This window comes from Streptomyces sp. NPDC101132 (assembly GCF_044759225.1).
GTDB lineage: Bacteria > Actinomycetota > Actinomycetes > Streptomycetales > Streptomycetaceae > Streptomyces.
In genome coordinates this window covers 16,589-35,966 of sequence record NZ_JBIVYX010000026.1, presented here as the reverse complement: position 1 = coordinate 35,966, position 19,378 = coordinate 16,589, and the positions used below count along the sequence as shown (strand labels likewise).

General features: G+C 73.4%; 13 protein-coding genes. 2 read left to right on the top strand and 11 right to left on the bottom strand.

Annotated features, from left to right (window positions below; genetic code table 11):
• Positions 1 to 286: 286 nt before the first annotated feature.
• From ACIQUR_RS34815 to ACIQUR_RS34775, 9 genes are all read right to left on the bottom strand, one after another.
• Positions 287 to 1,471 (bottom strand): pseudouridine synthase, encoded by a 1,185-nt coding sequence (locus ACIQUR_RS34815; RefSeq protein WP_403673320.1) that lies wholly within the window; start codon positions 1,469 to 1,471, stop codon positions 287 to 289.
• Positions 1,471 to 2,088 carry an SMC-Scp complex subunit ScpB gene (gene scpB, locus ACIQUR_RS34810; RefSeq protein WP_403673318.1) on the bottom strand — a complete coding sequence of 206 codons (618 nt, stop codon included), beginning with the start codon at positions 2,086 to 2,088 and terminating at the stop codon, positions 1,471 to 1,473. The genes ACIQUR_RS34815 and scpB overlap by 1 nt, the downstream gene beginning before the upstream one ends.
• On the bottom strand, positions 2,085 to 3,008 hold the full coding sequence (locus ACIQUR_RS34805) for a segregation and condensation protein A (protein WP_403673317.1): 924 nt from the start codon (positions 3,006 to 3,008) through the stop codon (positions 2,085 to 2,087). The genes scpB and ACIQUR_RS34805 overlap by 4 nt, the downstream gene beginning before the upstream one ends.
• A gap of 1,144 nt (positions 3,009 to 4,152) precedes the next feature.
• Positions 4,153 to 4,638: a hypothetical protein gene (locus ACIQUR_RS34800; RefSeq protein WP_399955109.1), complete on the bottom strand. Its 486-nt coding sequence runs from the start codon at positions 4,636 to 4,638 to the stop codon at positions 4,153 to 4,155.
• Positions 4,623 to 5,783, bottom strand: coding sequence for a ParA family protein (locus ACIQUR_RS34795; protein WP_403673315.1), 1,161 nt, complete (start codon positions 5,781 to 5,783; stop codon positions 4,623 to 4,625). Before ACIQUR_RS34795 ends, ACIQUR_RS34800 begins: the two co-directional genes overlap by 16 nt.
• A 372-nt stretch (positions 5,784 to 6,155) precedes the next feature.
• Complete coding sequence (gene ald, locus ACIQUR_RS34790) at positions 6,156 to 7,271, bottom strand: alanine dehydrogenase (RefSeq protein ID WP_403673313.1); 1,116 nt, start codon at positions 7,269 to 7,271, stop codon at positions 6,156 to 6,158.
• 151 nt (positions 7,272 to 7,422) lie between these two features.
• Entirely contained in the window at positions 7,423 to 9,471 is a 2,049-nt protein-coding gene (locus ACIQUR_RS34785; protein ID WP_403673311.1) for a tetratricopeptide repeat protein, read from the bottom strand.
• A 415-nt stretch (positions 9,472 to 9,886) separates the two neighbouring features.
• Positions 9,887 to 10,513, bottom strand: a complete 627-nt coding sequence (locus tag ACIQUR_RS34780) for an NUDIX domain-containing protein (protein WP_403673309.1) — start codon at positions 10,511 to 10,513, stop codon at positions 9,887 to 9,889.
• A 97-nt stretch (positions 10,514 to 10,610) separates the two neighbouring features.
• Entirely contained in the window at positions 10,611 to 12,263 is a 1,653-nt protein-coding gene (locus ACIQUR_RS34775) for a CTP synthase (RefSeq protein ID WP_403673307.1), read from the bottom strand.
• A gap of 489 nt (positions 12,264 to 12,752) precedes the next feature.
• Here ACIQUR_RS34775 and ACIQUR_RS34770 point away from each other — a divergent pair, with 489 nt between their 5' ends.
• Both ACIQUR_RS34770 and ACIQUR_RS34765 read left to right on the top strand, forming a co-directional pair.
• Positions 12,753 to 14,561, top strand: coding sequence for a glycoside hydrolase family 15 protein (locus ACIQUR_RS34770; protein WP_403673324.1), 1,809 nt, complete (start codon positions 12,753 to 12,755; stop codon positions 14,559 to 14,561).
• Positions 14,562 to 14,768: 207 nt separating this feature from the next.
• Positions 14,769 to 16,151 (top strand): FAD-binding oxidoreductase, encoded by a 1,383-nt coding sequence (locus tag ACIQUR_RS34765; protein ID WP_403673305.1) that lies wholly within the window; start codon positions 14,769 to 14,771, stop codon positions 16,149 to 16,151.
• 10 nt (positions 16,152 to 16,161) lie between these two features.
• Here ACIQUR_RS34765 and ACIQUR_RS34760 read toward each other — a convergent pair whose 3' ends face one another.
• Both ACIQUR_RS34760 and ACIQUR_RS34755 read right to left on the bottom strand, forming a co-directional pair.
• On the bottom strand, positions 16,162 to 17,796 hold the full coding sequence (locus ACIQUR_RS34760; protein WP_403673304.1) for a flavin monoamine oxidase family protein: 1,635 nt from the start codon (positions 17,794 to 17,796) through the stop codon (positions 16,162 to 16,164).
• An 11-nt stretch (positions 17,797 to 17,807) separates the two neighbouring features.
• Positions 17,808 to 19,364, bottom strand: coding sequence for an APC family permease (locus ACIQUR_RS34755; RefSeq protein ID WP_403673302.1), 1,557 nt, complete (start codon positions 19,362 to 19,364; stop codon positions 17,808 to 17,810).
• Between the last annotated feature and the right edge of the window lie 14 nt (positions 19,365 to 19,378).

Genomic DNA, 19,378 nt, shown 5'->3' with positions numbered 1-19,378 from the left:
GACGACCTGGACCCGGCGGTCGCGCTGCCGCCGTACCTGGCCCGCGCCTGACGGGTCGCGGCCCGGTACGCGGAACCGGGCCGGTACGGGCGAGGCGGCCCCCCCCCGGGGGGGGGGGGGGGGGGCCCCGGGGGCCCCGGGGGGCGGGCGGGCCCCCCCCCCCCCCGCCGGGTCCGGGTCCGGCGGGGGCCGCCTGCGCGACCGGCCCGGAAACGGAAGACGGCAGGGCCCCCGCCGGTGGAGGCGGGGGCCCTGCCGTGAGCGTGGCGCGCGGTGCGCGGCCGTCCTACAGGCCGACCTCGCGCATCAGCATGCCCACCTCGGTGTTGGTGAGGCGGCGCAGCCAGCCGGACTTCTGGTCGCCGAGCTCGATCGGGCCGAAGGCGGTCCGTACGAGCTTCTCGACCGGGAAGCCCGCCTCGGCCAGCATGCGGCGGACGATGTGCTTGCGGCCCTCGTGGAGGGTGACCTCGACGAGGTAGTTCTTGCCGACCTGGTCGACCACGCGGAAGTGGTCGGCCTTCGCGTACCCGTCCTCCAGCTGGATGCCGGACTGCAGGCGCTTGCCGATCTCGCGGGGCAGCGGGCCGGTGATGGCGGCGAGGTAGGTCTTCTGCACGCCGTACTTGGGGTGGGTCAGGCGGTGGGCCAGCTCGCCGTGGTTGGTGAGCAGGATGATGCCCTCGGTCTCCGTGTCGAGCCGGCCGACGTGGAAGAGCCGGGTCTCGCGGTTGGTGACGTAGTCGCCGAGGCACTGGCGGCCGTCGGGGTCCTCCATGGTGGAGACGACGCCGGCCGGCTTGTTGAGGGCGAAGAACAGGTACGACTGGGTGGCGACGGTCAGGCCGTCCACCTTGATCTCGTCCTTCTCGGGCCGGACCCGCATGCCCTGCTCGACGACGATCTTGCCGTTGACCTCGACGCGGGCCTGCTCGATCAGCTCCTCGCAGGCGCGGCGCGAGCCCATGCCGGCCCGGGCCAGCACCTTCTGCAGGCGCTCGCCCTCCTGCTCGGCACCGGGGAACGTCTTCGGGGTCTTGATCTGCGGCTTGTCGGCGTACCGCTCGCGGTTGCGCTCCTCGATGCGGGCGTCGTACTCGCGGGGGCGGGCGGGGGCGCTGCCGCCGCGGCGCGGGCCGCCGGCCTTGCCGCCGCCCTGGGGGGTCTTCGGGCCGCCCTTGGCGCCGCCGCGGGCCGCGTCGCCGCGCGCACCGCCCGTACGGCCGCCGCCGGCCTGGCCGCCGCGGCCGCCCTGACCGCCCTGGCCGCCGCCCTGGCCGCCGCGCCCGCTCTGGGGGCCGCTGCGGCCGCTGCGCTCGCCCTCGGGGCCGACGTCGTAGCGGCGCTCCTCGGGACGGGGACGGCGGGGACGGCTCTGGCCCCCGCCCTGCCTGTCGTCACGAGAGTTCCCGGCACCGCGGTAGTTACCGCGCCCGCCGCCGCTGTTCCTGTTGCCGCCGCTGCTTCGCATCAAATGTCCGTCGTCTTGTCGTCTTCGTCTGTGTCCGGAGCGTCCGGATCGAACGACGGGACGCCTTCCTGCGTCTCGGCCTCGATCGCGTCCGCCTCCGGGAGGAAGGGCGCGAGCTCCGGGAGCTCGTCCAGGCCGCGCAGGCCCATCCGCTCCAGAAAGTAGTTCGTCGTCCTGTACAGGATCGCACCTGTTTCGGGTTCCGTGCCCGCCTCCTCGACCAGACCGCGCTGGAGGAGGGTGCGCATGACGCCGTCACAGTTCACGCCGCGGACCGCGGAGACCCGGGACCGGCTGACCGGCTGGCGGTACGCGACGACCGCGAGGGTCTCCAGGGCCGCCTGGGTGAGCCGGGCCTGCTGGCCGTCCAGGACGAAGCCCTCGACGGCCGCCGCGTATTCCGGCCGGGTGTAGAACCGCCAGCCGCCGGCCACCAGCCGCAGCTCGAAACCGCGGCGCTGGACGGTGTACTCGTCGGCCAGTTCGCGCAGGGCCAGGGCCACGTCGCGCACGGGGCGCTCCAGCACCTTGGCGAGGTGCTCCTCGGTCGCGGGCTCGTCCACGACCATCAGGACGGCCTCCAGGGCGGGCTTCAGGTCAAGGTCCGCGACGCTCATCGGGCGTCCTCCTCGTCGGGCCGTACGGTCTGGTCGAACTCGTCGGAGACGAGCGGGGCGCCGGTGTCCGTGCCCGTGCCGCCGGTCCAGCGGACGGTCAGCTCGCCGAGCGCCTCCTCCTGGTCGAGGGCGACGGCCTTCTCCCGGTAGAGCTCCAGGAGGGCCAGGAAGCGGGCGACGACGGTCAGGGTGTCGGCGGCGTCGGCGGTCAGCTCGCGGAAGCCGGCCGCGCCGAGCTCCCTGAGGCGGGCCACCAGCAGCTCGCCCTGCTCCCGGACGCTGACCAGGGGGGCGTGGATGTGGTCCACGTACACCTGCGGCTTGGCCCTGGGCTGCATGGCCTTGACGGCCAGCCGGGCGAAGCCCTCGGCGCCGATGCTGATGACGACCTCGGGCAGCAGCTCGGCGTGGGTGTCCTCCAGGCCGACGGTCCGGGGGTACCGGCGGCCCTCGGCCTCGGCCCGCTCCTCGAAGATCTCGGCGATCCGCTTGTACGCGCGGTACTGGAGCAGCCGGGCGAAGAGCAGGTCGCGGGCCTCCAGGAGGGCGAGGTCGGCCTCGTCCTCGACCTCGGCGGTGGGCAGCAGCCGGGCGGCCTTGAGGTCGAGGAGGGTGGCGGCCACGACGAGGAACTCGGTGGTCTGGTCGAGGTCCCAGTCGGGCCCCATGGCCCGGATGTGGGCCATGAACTCGTCGGTGACGCGCGACAGGGCGACCTCGGTGACGTCCATCCGGTGCCGGGAGATCAGCTGGAGCAGCAGATCGAAGGGCCCCTCGAAGTTGTGGAGCCGCACGGTGAACCGCCCGTCGCCTCCCGGCTCGGCGGGCGCTTCCCCCTCCCGCGCGGACCCGGCTACCGCCACCCCACCGGCCACCGCCCCCTCCTGCGCGGGCCCGGGCACAGCCGTCCCGCCGGGCACTCCCGCCTCCTGCGCGGGCCCGGCACCTGCCGCCCTACCGGGCGCTGCCCCCTCCTGCGCGGACCCGGGCACTCCCGCCCCGCCGGCCACCGCCCCGTCCTGCGCGGGCCCGGCTACCGCCACCCCGCCGGGCGCTACGCCCTCCTGCGCGGGCCCGGCTACCGCCGCCCCGCCGCTGCGCGGCTCAGCGGAGACCGCCCGGTCCCCTCCCGGCCCGGCTGCTGCCGCCCCGCCATCCACCGGGGCGGCGGGCACGGGGGCGTGTGCCGGCGCGGGCAGGGTGGGCCCGCCGGCCTCGGGTGCGGATACGGCAGCGACCGCCGCCACGGCGGAGTCCGCCGCACCCGGCCGTACGGCGGCAGCGGCGCCAGACGGCGGCGGGCCGGTGGACGGGGCCGTGCCGGGCAGTTCCCCGGCCGCCGCTGGGGCCTGGTCCGACGACCCTGCCCGACGCTCGGCGGCCCCCGAGCCCCCGAGGGCCGTGGCCGCATCGGAGGCGGGTACGCCGGAGGGGGCGGGCGCGAGGGGCGACGCCGCTTCGGCGGCCGGATCCGGGGCGGGCTGCGGCTCGGCGGGGGCGGTCCCACGGGGAGCGGGGGCCGGGGTGGCCACCTCCGCCCCGGCCGGCACATCGGTGCCCTGCGGGCAGGGCTCCGGGGCGGGCTCAGGCGCCTGCGGCGCCGGGTCGGGCCGGGTGGACGGTGACGCGCCCGGGCCGCGGCCCAGCAGGCGGCGGGAGCCGCGGGCGGGCGGCACGGGGTCGTTCGGGCGCATCACGGTCCAGGGTGCGGAAGTCAGAGCAGCACGCGGAAGGCTATCGCTGCCACCGCCCCCGGCGACGCCCCCAACGCCCCCAGGCCCCCGAGATCCCGCCCCGGCGCCCCGGCCCAGCGGCCCCGCCCCACGCCGGGACAAAGGGAACTGCGCCGGCCCAGCCCTAGGTCAGCCGGGGCAGCAGGAGCGCGCGGGCCTGTCAGCCGGGTGCCGCGGGCCAGTGGCACAAAGTCCGGGGGCTGCGGGGCCCGGAGGGGAGCCGGGGGGCCAGCAGGCCCGGCGGGGCGGTCAGCCGGGAGCGGTGGGCCCGGGGGCCGAGGGCTGCGGGCCCGGGGCCAGGGGCTGCGGGGGGCGGTGCTGTGGCGCGGCGCTAGCGGCCGCGGAGGCGGCGGACCAGGATGCTCGCGTCGCCGCGCGACTCCAGGTCGGCCAGGACGACCGCGACCGCCTCGCGGACGATGCGGCCGCGGTCGACCGCCAGCCCGTGCTCCCCGCGGAGCACCAGCCGCGCGTGCTCCAGGTCCATCAGCTCCTCGGCGGAGACGTAGACCGTGATCTTCTCGTCGTGCCGCTCCCGCCCGCTCGGGCGCCGGTTCCGGCCGCCCCCCTTGCGCCGCGGGCTCGCGGCCGCGGCGGGGGCGGGGGAACCTTCCTGCGGGCGCCTCTGCGGAGCCACCACCGGCTCCGCGGCCGCCACGGTCTCGCCCTCCCGCGCCCGGCCCTCCGCCGCGTCGTCCGCGGCGGCGTCCTCGTGCTCGGGGTCCGCCGGGCGCCGGGGCGAGGACGCCTGCAGCGCCATCCCCCCTGTCGTACGGAAGAGTTCGTCGGCTCCGGGCAGACTCACTCGGCGTGACACCGGGCGAGCACCTCCCTGGCGAGCTGGCGATAGGCGGCGGCGCCGACGGAGTTGGAGGCGTACGTGGTGATGGGCTCGCCGGCGACCGTGGTCTCCGGGAAGCGGACCGTACGCCCGATGACGGTGTGGTAGACGTGGTCGTCGAAGGCCTCGACCACGCGCGCCAGCACCTCACGGCTGTGCACCGTACGGGAGTCGTACATCGTGGCGAGGATGCCGTCGAGCTCCAGCTCCGGGTTGAGCCGCTCCTGGACCTTCTCGATGGTCTCGGTCAGCAGCGCCACACCGCGCAGCGCGAAGAACTCGCATTCCAGCGGCACGATGACCTTGTGAGCCGCCGTCAGGGCGTTCACCGTCAGCAGGCCGAGCGAGGGCTGACAGTCGATCACGATGTAGTCGTAGTCGTTCATCAGCGGCTTCAGCGCACGCTGGAGCGTCGACTCGCGCGCGACCTCGCTCACCAACTGCACTTCCGCGGCCGAGAGATCGATGTTGCTCGGCAGCAGGTCCATGTTGGGGACCGCGGTCTTGAGCAGCACCTCGTCCGCCGACATGCCCCGCTCCATGAGCAGGTTGTAGACGGTGAGGTCCAGCTCCATCGGGTTCACGCCGAGGCCGACCGACAGGGCGCCCTGCGGGTCGAAGTCGACGAGCAGCACGCGCCGCCCGTACTCGGCGAGCGCGGCACCCAGGTTGATGGTCGACGTGGTCTTGCCGACGCCGCCCTTCTGGTTGCACATCGCGATGATCTTCGCGGGACCGTGGTCGGTCAGGGGACCCGGGATCGGGAAGTACGGCAGCGGCCGTCCGGTCGGGCCGATCCTCTCGCGACGCTGTCTCGCTGCGTCGGGGGCGAGGGTGGCCGCGTACTCGGGGTCGGGCTCGTACTCGGCGTCGGGGTCGTAGAAGTGCCCCTCGGGCACCTCGTCGTAGTCGGCGAAACCGGTGGGCTCTCGGCCGCTCAGGTCGCCGGCCATGGAGTTCACGTCTAGGCCGTCCATGCTCTTTTGGGGCGTCGTCATGTGCTGGTGGTTTGCGAAGGTGCGGACCGCGACGGAGCCGACAGCTTCGAGCCCGGCAGGGCCCTGGCCCCGCGCAGACCCTCCTGCTTGACCACCCCCAGGAGCAAATGTCGACTCATTCACAAGTCGTCTTACCTCCTCGGACGTGACCAGGAAACTTATCGATAGGTCAGCGTGGCACCATGCCGACGGTTGGCGACTCTATGGCGTGTCACCGCTCCGCAGCAACACAATCGGCCGGACGCGGCACGATGTGTCGGCATCCGAACACCACTCTGTCAAGGGCGTACGGGCTGTCACTGTGAAGTTTCGCGGGTGTGCGAAACGGTTAAAGGGTTACGTTCGAGGCGAGTTGGTCCCCCTCGGCGTGCCGCGCCCGCGAGGGGGTGTCCCCCGGCGCACGGTGTCGATAAACACGTCCGGCCGGACCTTGCGGGGCAAGGTCCGGCCGGAGGCGTGAGATTGGCGTCAGACGGTTGACGCGGGTCCCTGGGCTCAGCCGATCAGGGTGTTCAGCGCGACGTGCTCGTAGCCGTGGGCCTCGGCGACCGGGCCGTAAACGACCTGGCCCTCATGGGTGTTGAGGCCCAGCGCCAGGGCGGCGTCGCGGCGCAGCGCCTCGACCCAGCCGTTGTTCGCCAGCGACACGATGTAGGGCAGCGTGGCGTTGGTGAGCGCGTAGGTGGAGGTGTTCGGGACCGCGCCCGGCATGTTGGCGACGCAGTAGAAGACCGAGTTGTGGACCTGGAAGGTCGGCTCGGCGTGGGTGGTCGGACGGGAGTCCTCGAAGCAGCCGCCCTGGTCGATCGCAATGTCGACAAGGACACTTCCGGGCTTCATCCGGGAGACCAGCTCGTTGGTGACCAGCTTCGGGGCCTTCGCACCCGGGATCAGCACCGCACCGATGACGAGGTCGGCCTCGAGGACGGCCTTCTCCAGCTCGAAGGCGTTGGAGACGATCGTCTGGATCTTCGTGCCGAAGATCTTGTCGGCCTCGCGGAGCTTGTTGATGTCGCGGTCGAGCAGGGTCACGTGGAAGCCCATGCCGATGGCGATCTGCGCGGCGTTCCAGCCGGAGACGCCACCGCCGATGACGACGGCCTTGGCGGCCTGGGTGCCCGGGACGCCGCCGGGGAGGATGCCGCGGCCGCCGGCCGAGCGCATCAGGTGGTAGGCGCCGACCTGCGGGGCCAGGCGGCCCGCGACCTCGGACATCGGGGCGAGCAGCGGCAGCGCGCGGTTGGCGAGCTCGACCGTCTCGTAGGCGATGGCGGTGGTGCCGGACTCCAGGAGCGCGTCGGTGCACTCCTTGGAGGCGGCCAGGTGCAGGTAGGTGAAGAGGGTCTGGTCCTTGCGGAGGCGGTGGTACTCCTCCGCGATGGGCTCCTTGACCTTCAGCAGCAGGTCGGCCGTGGCCCAGACCTCGTCCGCGGTGGCCAGGATCTCGGCGCCGGCGGCGACGTACTCGGCGTCCGTGATCGAGGAGCCGACACCGGCGTTCTGCTCGACGAAGACCTGGTGGCCGTTGCGGACGAGCTCGTGGACACCGGCGGGGGTGATGGCCACGCGGAACTCGTTGTTCTTGACCTCGCGGGGGATGCCGACCTTCATCGTCGATCACGGTCCTTGACTCAGGGGATTAAACGGCTCAATCCATACATACCCGTCGGCGGGAGTGCGCAACGGGATGCACCGCAGATGAACGCGGCAGAGCCAGTCTAATGAAGGATTTCCGGCTGTCTAGCCTTACAAAGCATTAATCTCAGCCGGAAGCACTACGGATTTCGCAGGCTGCGGGGTCGTCTCCCAGCAGTCTGTCCGCCGCCGCCCGGTGCAGCCGGGCCGCCGCCGGGTCGCCGAGCCGGTCCAGCGTGTCGGCCAGCCGCAGCTCGAGCGCGGCCTGGAGCCGCTGGTCCCCGGCCTCGCGCGCCAGGTCGATCGCGGCACGGCAGGTGTGCAGCGACTCCTCGGGCCGTCCCGCGTACTCCTGGACGCGCGCCATCTCGCTCAACGCCCTTGCCCGGCCGGGCACATCGGCCAGCTTCCGGTAGCCTGCCGCGGCCGACCGCCAGCAGCGCAGCGCCTCGCCGTAGCGTCCCGCGTACGTGTGCACGCTGCCGAGCCGGCCGTTCAGCCGCGCCTCGTCCGCGCGCTCCCCGCGCGACAGGCTCTGGGCCAGGGCGCGGCCGAACCAGTCCGCGGCCCGGTGCCAGTCCCCCAGCTCCTGGTACGCGCCTCCTACGGATTCCATCGCGCGGCCGGTCGCGTACGGGTCGTTCGCCGCCCGTCCCGCGTCCAGCGCGGCCCGGTAGCGGTCCAGGGCGGCCCGGGTGCGGCCGGTGCCGTGGTCCAGGTCACCCAGGTTCAGCAGGGCCGCGGCCCGCTCCCGGTGCAGCCCGCGCCGCTCCGCCACGTCCAGCACCAGGCCGTGCAGCCCGTACAGCTCGGGCGCGGCCGCCTCCGTGCCGCGGTGCGCCGCCAGGGCCCGTACCAGCGCGGCCACCAGCCGCCTGGCCAGCGTGTCCAGCTCCCCGTCGGCCACCGCGAGCCGGGCGGCGGCGGTCAGGACCGGCAGCCGGCCGTCCAGCCAGGCTCCGGCGGCCCGGGCGTCGGGGAAGCGCAGGGCGCGGGGCGGGGCGGCGGACCGGCCGCCGGGCGCCGGCACTCCGGGCAGCGGGCTCCCGGCCCCCTCCCCCTCGTCCCCGTCGGGCTCGATCACGGCGAGGCAGGACTGGAGGAGCCGTACCGTCCGCTCCAGCATCCGGGCCCGGGCGAGCTGCACCTCGGCCGGGCGTTCCTTGGTCTCCAGGAGGGCGCGCAGCAGCGGGACGAGGCAGCCGGGCAGCAGGTACCGGCCGTCGGCGGCCGGCCGGACCAGGGCGAGGGCGGCGAAGTCCTCCAGGGTCGACTGGGCGGCGGCGACGGAGCAGCCGGCCAGGGCGGAGGCGGTGTGGGCGTCCACGGCGCCGGCGGGCGCGAGGGGCAGCAGCCGCAGGGTGCGCTGGGCGGGGGCCGGCAGCGAGGCGTAGACCAGCCGGAAGGTGCGGGCGAGGGCGCCGCGCTCGGCCGGCATGTCGTGGAGCTGCTTGGCCACGTCCGCGACGGAGGCCTTGGGGTGGGCGGCGAGCCAGCCGCCGGCCAGGGCCAGGGCGGCGGGCTGCCCGGCGCACTCCTCGGCGAGGGTCTCGGCGGCGCGGGGGTCGACGGTGACGCGTACGGAGCCGATGCGGGCGGTGAGGAACTCGACGGCCGCGGGGGTGTCGAGGCCGCCCAGCGTGCAGGGGCGTACGTCGGGGATGCCGGTGAGCGGCCCCTCGGCGGTGGCGACGACCAGGCAGTCGCCGTCGTCGGGGAGCAGCGGGTCGACCTGCTCGGCGTCGGCCGCGTCGTCCAGCAGCAGCAGGACCCGGCGGCCGGCCAGGGCGGCGCGCAGGGCGGAGGTGAGTTCGTCGCCGTCGGCGCCGGGCGGGGTGGGCTCGCCGAGGGCCTCCAGCAGCTCGCGGGCGGTGCGCTCGGCGGGTACGCGCTCCCCGCCCGGGGTGGTGAGGCGGGCGCGCAGCAGTCCGCCGGGGTAGTCGGGGGCGGTCTGCCGGGCGAACTCCTCGGCGAGGGCGGTGCGGCCCGAGCCGGGGCGGCCCGCGACGAGCAGGACGCGGGCGCGGGGGGCCTTGGCCTTGCGGCCCGAGAGGGTGTCGAGGCCGGTGCGGGCGATGTCGTCGCGGAGCTCCTTGAGCTCGCGCCGCCGGCCGACGAAGGCCGGCGGCGTGGCGGCGTCCGCGGGGCCGTTGGTGTCCAGCGCCTCGTCCGTCACGGGGCTCGCTCCTCTCCCTGCCTGTGGCGGGAAACGCCCGCCGGAGGTCCCGGGTGGGAGCCAGGTCGGGGGCTTCTGAGCGTAGTTGACCGTAAGCGGCGTTCCGGGCGGAGCGCGGCGGGGACGGACCCGGCAAATCGCCCGATCGGATCAGCGGATGGTAGTACCGCGAAGCCGGATTACTCCGAAGCGGCGACGGTCGTGCCCCGCGACCCGGGCACGGCCGGACCGCACCCCGCGCCGCGGGTGAGGGGCTCCCCCGCCACGGTTACGGGACCCTCCCCCGCCACGGGTACGGGACCCTCCCCCGCCACGGGTACCGGGACTCTCCCGCCACGGGTACGGGGACTCTCCCGCCACGGGTACGGGGACGCTCCGGCCGGGTACGGAGACGCCCCGCACCCGGCCGGAGCCGTCAGACCTCGTACGGGCGCGCCGGCCACGGGGCCAGCGCCGGGCGCAGGGACTCCACGCCGTCGCCCGCCAGCACCGCCTGGAGGGCCAGCACGCCGCTCACCAGCGCCACGTTCCCCAGCTCGCCGGCGAGCACCCCGCGCACCAGGTCGGCCAGCGGCACCCGGGCCAGCTCCATGTCGGCCTCCTCCTCGGCGACCTCGAAGCGCTCCCCCTCGGCCTCGGCCAGGTCGCGGGCCAGGAAGACCCGGATGGCCTCGTCGGAGCCGCCGGGGCTGGCGAAGACGTCCACCAGCACCCGCCAGTCCTCGGCCTTGACGTGCGCCTCCTCGTACAGCTCGCGCTGGGCGGCGTGCAGCGGGTTCTCCCCGGGTACGTCGAGCAGCCCGGCCGGCAGCTCCCACAGCTTGTGGCGGACCGGGTGCCGGTACTGGCGCAGGACCACCACCCGCCGGTCGGCGTCGAGGGCGAGCACGGCCACGGAGCCGGGGTGCACCTGGAAGTCGCGGCGCGCGACGGAGCCGTCGGGCATGACCACCTCGTCCGAGCGGACGCTGGTCTTGGCGCCCCGGAAGGGGGTCTGGCCGGACCTGACCGGCCACTCCTCGGCGGTGTCCCTGATCTCCATGTACATGCCCTCCCTGCGAGAACGACCCGCTGGACGCGGAAAACCGGGGCACGGCCGTCCGTACCCCGGTTTCCCACCGTATAGCCGGTGGCGCCGCCTACTGGGCCGCGGCCTGCCGCTCGACGGCCGCCTTCACCAGGCCCGCGAAGAGCGGGTGCGGGCGGGTCGGGCGGGAGCGCAGCTCCGGGTGCGCCTGGGTGGCGACCAGGTAGGGGTGCACCTCGCGCGGGTACTCGACGTACTCGACCAGCTTGTTGTCCGGGGAGGTGCCGGAGAACAGGATGCCGGCCTTCTTCTCCAGCTCGGAGCGGTACGCGTTGTTCACCTCGTAGCGGTGACGGTGGCGCTCCTCGACGTACTCCTTGCCGTCGTACACCTCGCGCACGATGGAGCCCTCGGCGAGCTTGGCCGGGTACATGCCCAGGCGCATCGTTCCGCCAAGGTCGCCCGCGCCCTCGACGAAGGCCAGCTGCTCCTCCATGGTCGAGATGACCGGGTGCGCGGTGGAGGCGTCGAACTCGGTGGAGTTGGCGTCCTCGATGCCGGCCAGGTTGCGGGCGGCCTCGATGACCACGCACTGGAGGCCCAGGCAGAGGCCGAGCAGCGGGATCCGGTTCTCGCGGGCGTAGGTGATCGCGCCGACCTTGCCGTTGACGCCGCGGTCGCCGAAGCCGCCGGGGACGCAGATCGCGTCGACGTCGGAGAGCTGCTTGGCGGCGCCCGCGGCCGTCTTGCAGTCGTCCGAGGTGACCCACTTGATCTTGACGCGGGCCCGGTTGGCGAAGCCGCCGGCGCGCAGCGCCTCGGTCACCGACAGGTAGGCGTCGGGCAGGTCGATGTACTTGCCGACGAGGGCGACGGTGACCTCGTGGTCGGGGTTGTGGACCCGGTCGAGCAGGTCCTCCCAGACGGTCCAGTCCACGTCGCGGAACGGCAGGTCGAGCTTGCGCACGACGTACGCGTCCAGGCCCTCGGTGTGCAGGACCTTCGGGATGTCGTAGATCGACTTGGCGTCGATGGCGGCGACCACCGCGGCCTCGTCCACGTCGCACATCAGCGAGATCTTGCGCTTGATGGAGGTGGGGACGTCGCGGTCGGCGCGCAGCACGATCGCGTCGGGCTGGATGCCGATGTTGCGCAGCGCGGCGACGGAGTGCTGGGTGGGCTTGGTCTTCAGCTCGCCGGAGGGGCCGATGTAGGGCAGCAGCGAGATGTGGACCACGAACACGTTGTCGCGGCCGACCTCGTGGCGGACCTGGCGGACGGTCTCCAGGAAGGGCAGCGACTCGATGTCGCCGACGGTGCCGCCGACCTCGGTGATGACGACGTCGACGTCCTCGGTCGCCATGCGGCGGATGCGGTGCTTGATCTCGTTGGTGATGTGCGGGATGACCTGCACGGTGTCACCGAGGTACTCGCCGCGCCGCTCCTTGGCGATGACCTGCGAGTAGACCTGGCCGGTCGTGACGTTGGCCGAGCCGTCGAGGTCCACGTCGAGGAAGCGCTCGTAGTGGCCGATGTCCAGGTCGGTCTCGGCGCCGTCGTTGGTGACGAACACCTCGCCGTGCTGGAACGGGTTCATCGTGCCCGGGTCGACGTTGAGGTACGGGTCGAGCTTCTGCATGGTGACCCGCAGGCCCCGCGCCTTGAGCAGGGCACCCAGGCTGGAGGCCGTCAGGCCCTTGCCGAGGGACGAAGCGACACCTCCGGTGACGAAGATGTGCTTGGTCGTCATGGATTTGGGCGGCATCGCCAAGAGGGGGCTCCCGTGGTCGCGAGGTGAGGTGCGTCCGGCCACTTCTCCCGTTTCCGGGGGTGCCGAAGCTGCGGTTTCGGGGCCCCTGATTCGCACAGGCGGACTCCCGGTCCACGGGGTACCAGCCTATCAGCGACCGGCGGGGTCCGCTTCCGGCCACGCGGCCGAAAGCCGTCAGGCAGGCCTGCGGGCGGGGCGTCCGGGCCGCCGTACGGGGGTCGCCGGCCCGTCGTCGGCCCCTCGCGGGCCCCCCGTACGGGCCGGTCCCGGCAGCCCCACCGGCATCACCCGTTCGGCCGAACCGCATTGTCGGCCGACTCCAGGAGATCACTAGGGTGCCGTCGTATCCTGCTCGGATATCCCTGACGAGCGGGACCGGCAATCGGCAACACCCCGTCCGTTCCGGCAAGCTTGAACTCGTCAACGACCCTAGACCGCGAAGCGAACGCCCCGCCGGGGGCGGGCGTGGCCGTTCGACTGGAGATCCACGTGTCCGGGCGCATCGAGGATTACGCACTCATCGGAGACATGCAGACCGCCGCTCTCGTCTGCCGGGACGGCTCGGTCGACTGGTTGTGTCTGCCACGTTTCGATTCGCATGCCATCTTCGCCGCGCTCCTGGGGACCGAGGACCACGGGTTCTGGCGGCTGGGCCCCGCGTTCAACGGCGACACTCCGCCCCGCGCCGACCGGCGCCGCTACCGCGGCGACTCCCTGGTCCTGGAATCCGAGTGGGACACCCCCCGCGGCACCGTGCGCGTGATCGACTTCATGCCGCCCCGCGAGGACCACGCCCCCCAGCTGGTGCGCATCGTCGAGGGCGTCAGCGGCCGGGTGCCGGTCCGCTCCGCGCTGCGGATGCGGTTCAGCTACGGCCGGATCGTGCCCTGGGTGCACCGGGTGGACGGCCGTACGGTCGGCGTGGCCGGCCCCGACTCGGTCTGGCTGGACTCCGACGTCCCGACGTACGGCAAGAACCTCACCACCTACGCCGACTTCACCGTGGCCCCGGGCGACCGGATCGCCTTCGCCCTCAGCTGGCAGCCCTCCCACCGGGAACCCCCGGCCCTGCCGGAGGCGGAGGGGGCCCTGGAGGCCACCACCGAGTTCTGGCGCGAGTGGGTCGAGCACTGTACGTACCACGGGCCCTACCGCGAGGCCGTGGTCCGCTCCCTGATCACCCTCAAGGCCCTCACGTACGCCCCCACCGGCGGCATCGTCGCCGCGCCCACCACCTCCCTGCCGGAGGAGATCGGCGGCGTCCGGAACTGGGACTACCGCTACACCTGGCTGCGGGACGCGGCGATCACCCTCTCCTCGCTGCTGCGCACCGGCTACCGCGAGGAGGCCCGCGCCTGGCGCGAGTGGCTGCTGCGCGCGGTGGCCGGCGACCCCGAGAACCTCCAGATCATGTACGGCATCGCGGGCGAGCGGGAGCTGGGCGAGACGGAGCTGGACTGGCTGCCCGGGTACGAGGAGTCGCGCCCGGTCCGGGTCGGCAACGGCGCCGCCCACCAGCTCCAGCTCGACGTCTACGGCGAGGTCACCGAGGCCCTGCACCTCGGCCACATGACCGGCCTCGCCCGCAACGACTACGCCTCCCTGCTCCAGCTGAAGCTGATCCGCTACCTGGAGACCCACTGGGACCAGCCCGACGAGGGCATCTGGGAGGTCCGCGGCCCGCGCCGCCACTTCGTGCACTCCAAGGTGATGGCCTGGGTGGCGGTCGACCGCACGATCAAGCTCATCGAGTCCGGGGACGCGGACGGCCCGCTGGAGCGCTGGCGCGAGCTGCGCGACGAGATCCACCGGGACGTCTGCGAGAAGGGCTACGACAAGGAGCGCAACACCTTCACCCAGTCCTACGGCTCGAAGGAGCTGGACGCCTCGCTGCTGCTGATCCCGCAGATGGGCTTCCTGCCGCCGGACGACAAGCGCGTCATCGGCACCATCGAGGCCATCCAGCGCGAGCTGTCCACGTCCGACGGGTTCATCCTGCGCTACCCGACGGCCGGCGAGGAGGCCGGCGTCGACGGCCTGGAGGGGGACGAGGGGGCCTTCCTGGCGTGCTCGTTCTGGATGGCGGACGACCTCGCGATGATCGGCCGGGTGGACGAGGCGCGCCGGCTCTTCGAGCGGCTGCTGTCCCTCCGCAACGACCTGGGTCTGCTGGCCGAGGAGTGGGACCCGCGGCTGAAGCGGCAGGTGGGGAACTTCCCCCAGGCCTTCAGCCACGTTCCGCTGATCGACACGGCGCTGCGGCTGACGGCGTCCGGCGCGTACGGGGCCTGACGCGTACGGGGCCTGAGCGGCCGGGCAGGGGGCCCGAGCGGGCGTCCGTACGGGACCCGAGCGGGCGTCCGTACGGGACCCCGGGCGGGCGTCGCTGCGGGGCCCGGGCGGGCGCCCGTACGCGGCCCCGCCCGCCCGGCGCGCCCCGTCCGCCGTACCCGCCTAGCCTGGAAGGGTCCCTCCCCTCGAAGCCGGAAGGGGACTGCGATGGATCCCCACTCCAAGGCGGCCACGGTGCTCACCGAGCTCCGCGAGGACCTGACCGGTGAGGTCCTCGCCCCGGACGACCCCGGCTACGACGAGGCGCGCACCGTCTTCAACGCGATGGTCGACCGGCGACCCGCCGTCATCGCCCAGTGCGAGACCACCGACGACGTGGTCCGGGCGGTCCGGTTCGCCCGCGACCTGGACCTGAAGATCGCGGTCCGGGGCGGCGGCCACAGCGTGGCCGGTGCGGGCACCGGCGACGGCGCGCTCGTCGTCGACCTGCGGCGGATGCACGGGGTGACGGTCCATCCGGGCTCCCGGGCGGCCCGGCTGGAGGGCGGCGCCACCATGAGCCACCTGGACCGGGCCTGCGAGCCGCACGGGCTGGCCACGCCGGGCGGCCGGGCCTCCACCACCGGCGTGGGCGGCTTCGTCCTCGGGGGCGGCGACGGCTGGCTCTCGCGGGCCTTCGGGCTGGCGTCCGACAACCTGCTGGGCGTGGAACTGGTGACCGCGGACGGCCGGCGGGTGGAGGCCACCGCGGAGGAGAACCCGGAGCTGTTCTGGGCCCTGCACGGCGGCGGCGGCAACTTCGGCATCGCGACGGCCCTGACGCTGCGGCTGCACGAGCTGCCGGCCATGTCGATCGCGATGACGCTGGGCCTGCCGGAGTACGGGCCCCAGGTCACCGCCACCTACCGCGAGGTCATCGAGTCGGGGCCCGACGAGGCGGCGGGCGGCGCGATCTACCTGACCGGTCCGCCCGAGGAGTTCATCCCGGAGCACCTGGTCGGGCAGCGGCTGTGCGGCGCGCTGCTGACGTACGCCGGTCCCGAGGAGGGCCTGCGGAAGCTTGCCGAGCCGCTGCTGGCCGTCCCGCACGAGGTGGAGATCGTCACGCAGCTCCCGTACGCGGAGCTGCAGTGCATGCTCGACGACCCGCCGGGGATGCGGAACTACTGGTCGGCGGAGTACCTGACGGGCGTTCCGGACGCCTTCGTGGACGCCTTCTGCGCCCTGGGCGAGTCGATGCCGGTGCCGGCGCCCACCCAGCACGTGGTGTGGCCGCAGGGCGGGGCCATCGCGGCGGGCGCGGGCGACTGGCCGCTGGGATACCGGGACGCGGCCTGGGCGGTGCACCCGTTCGCGATGTGGGAGGACCCGGCGGAGGACGAGCGGTTCCGGTCGTGGGTGAAGGACGTGCGCGCCGGCGTGGCCCCGTGGAGCACCGGCGCGACGTACCTCAACTTCATCGGCGACGAGGGCGCGGACCGGGTGGCCGCGGGCCTGGGCCCCGAGAACATGCGGCGGCTGGCCGCGGTGAAGCGGGAGTACGACCCGGACAACGTCTTCCGCTTCAACCACAACATCCGGCCGGCCTGAGGCGGTCCGCTCAGGTGAGGGCGGCGATCACCTCCCGCGCCGCCCGCTCGCCCTCGGTGGCGCCGCCCTCCATGAAGCCCTGGAAGTCGTAGCTGCAGTGCTCGCCGCCGATGTGGACGTTGCCCTGCGCGGTGCCCTCGTACTTGGCGTACCGGTGCAGGTAGCCCACCGGCCAGTACGAGTAGGCGCCGAGGGCCCAGGGGTTCTCGTGCCAGGCGGAGAGCTGGGCCCTGCCGTTCCAGACCGCCTTGGTGCCGGGGAAGAAGGCGTCGATGCCGGTGAGCATGCGGGAGGCGAGGGAGCGTACGTACGGGTCGGACTCGGTGCTGAAGGGGCCGGCCGGGTCGAGGCTCCTGGCGAGGCTGCCGCCGCCGTACTGGATGAGGATGCCGCCGTTGCCCGGCTGGACCTTGGTGGTGTCCCAGGTCTGCTGGACCTCGGAGTCGGTGAAGCAGTCGCCGGCGGAGACGCCGGGCCAGGGGCCGGTGCCGCGCCAGGGGCGGGCGGTGAACTGCATGTTGAGCTTGGTGCAGTGCCCCATGCGGGCGTCGCGGAGCAGGTTGCGCATGAGCGGGTCGAAGCCGGCCTGCGAGGTGTCGATGCGCTGGAGCACGGGCAGCGGCACGCACAGGATCGTGTGGTCGGCGGTGACGGTGCGGGTGGCGCCCGAGTCGTTGAAGGTGAGGGTCTGGGTGCCGCCGGCGTTGGCGCGTACGGCGGTCAGCTCGCGGCCCATGACGATCGAACCGGCGGGCAGGGCGGCGGCGATGGCGTTCGGGAGCCGGTCGTTGCCGCCGGTGATGTGGTAGCGCTCGTTGGACAGGCCCCAGATGTTGAAGTTGCCCGGATTGGTCTGGTAGCCCATCAGCAGGACCAGGGCGAGGGCGGACTGGTCGGTGGTGTCGGCGCCGTACTCGACGTTGTAGGCGACGTCGATGAACTTGCCGAGCCGTGAGGAGTGCCCGCCCGGGACCCGGGTCTCGATCCACTGGTACAGGGACATGTTGTCGAGTGCGGTGCCGGTGGGGGTGGTGCTGTTCCAGGCGACCTCGCCGGACTCGGAGAGGTCGCGGCGGAGCTGCTGGTAGACGGCGTTGAAGTCCTGGTCGGCCTCTTCGCGCGGGTAGTAGGCGCCCTGGAACCAGAGCACCTCCTCGGCGCCGTTGGGTCCGCCGCCGAGGAAGTCCTCGGTCGGCAGGTCGAAGCGGCGGCAGAGCTCCAGGATCTTCTTGTGGCTGGTGTCGATCAGCTCGCCGCCGATCTCGGAGGTCTGCCCGTACGCCCAGTGCGTGCGCTGGGTCCACATGCGGCCGCCGACCCGGCCGGGGTTGGCCTCGTAGACGGTGGCGGCGATGCCGGCGTCGGCGAGGGTGAGGGCGGCGGTGAGTCCCGCGATGCCGGCGCCGACGACCGCGACGCGGGCGGGCTGCGGCTTCTTGCCGTCGGGGGCGGGGACGGCGGCGCGGGCCGGGGCGGTGGCGGCGCCGGCGGCGAGGGCGGTGCCGAGGCCGAGGGCCGCGGCGCGTTCCAGCAGGGCGCGGCGGCTGAGGCCGCGTACCTCGGCGACGGGCATGCGGAGCCGGCGGGCGGCGGCGTGCTCGTGGGCGAGCCGGGTGAGCGCGTGCATCAGGGGCGTACGGGCCATGGCGGCGGCTCCTAGACGTTCGCGGGGGACGGGGACAGGTCGGTGGTGCCGTCGGTTCCGCCGGTGCCGTCGTCGTCCGCGCGCTCCGCGGAGTCCTCCAGGACGATCCGGCCGATGATCTCGTAGCGCTCGGGGGCCCTGGCCTTGAGGTGGAGGCCGAGGCCGAGGCCGCCGAAGAAGACGGCGCCGACGATCCAGGGGATGAGCTTGAAGAAGAGCGAGTCGGCGGCGGCGCCGGCCGCGGTCTCCATGTTGATCACGAGCAGGACCACGACGGCCGTCATGCCGATGCCGCCGAGGAGCGGGGCGGTGAAGGTCCTGAACCAGTGCCGGTCCTCGGGGTGGTGGTGCCGGAAGTAGCCGATGACGGCGAAGGAGCAGAGGGTCTGGACGATCAGGATGGCCATCGTGCCGAGGATCGCGAGCAGGGTGTACAGGTGCAGGTACGGGTCCTGGCCGGTGAGCCAGAACAGCGCGACCAGGGCGGTGGCGACGACCGTCTGGACGACGGAGGAGACGTACGGGGAGCCGTGCCGCTCGTGCGTGCGGCCCAGCGCCGGGTGGAGGAAGCCCTCGCGGCCGATGGCGTAGAGGTAGCGGGCGGCGCACTGGTGGAAGGCCATGCCGCAGGCGAAGGAGCCGGTGAGCAGCAGCCACTGGAAGGCGTCGACGGCCCAGGCGCCGATGAAGGACTGGGTGGGGGCGAAGAACAGGTCGAGGGGGCTGGCGGAGGAGGACAGCTTGACGGACTCGGCCAGGCCGTTGCCCGCGATGGTCATCCAGGAGACGTAGATGTAGAAGAGGCCGACGCCGACCACGGAGATGAGGGTGGCCTTGGGGATGACCCGCTTGGGGTCGCGGGACTCCTCGCCGTACATGGCGGTGGACTCGAAGCCGACCCAGGACCAGAAGGCGAAGAAGAGGCCGAGTCCGGCGGAGGTGCCGGTGAAGGCGTTGGCGGGGTTGACCGGCTCGACGGGGATGCCGTCGGGGCCGCCGCCGGCGACGAGGACCGCGGTGGCGACGGCGAAGAGGACCGCGATCTCGGCGATCAGCATCACGCCGAGCGCCTTGGCGGTGAGGTTGATGTCGAAGTGGGCCAGGACGGCGGTGACGGCCAGCATGGCGGCCGCGTAGAGGATCCAGGGCAGGTCGACGCCGAGCTGGTCCTTGACGGTGGTCTGCGCGAAGTAGGAGAAGACGCCGACGATCGAGGCCTCGAAGACGATGTAGGCGAGGACGGCGAGCATGCCGGAGGCCATGCCGGCGATGCGGCCGAGGCCGTGGGAGATGTAGCCGTAGAAGGCGCCGGCGGCGGTGATGCGCTTGGCCATGGCGACGTAGCCGACCGCGAAGACGGTCAGGACGACGGTGGCGAAGAGGTAGCCGGCGGGGGCGCCGGTGCCGTTGCCGAAGCCCACGGCGATCGGCAGGTTGCCGGTCATGGCGGTGATCGGGGCGGCGGTGGCGACGGCCATGAAGACGACGCCGACGAGGCCGACGGAGTTCGCCTTGAGGCGGTGTACCTCGCCGGTGGTTCGGGTGGTGCCGGTGGAACTGTTGGACATGGTCGTCCTCTTCC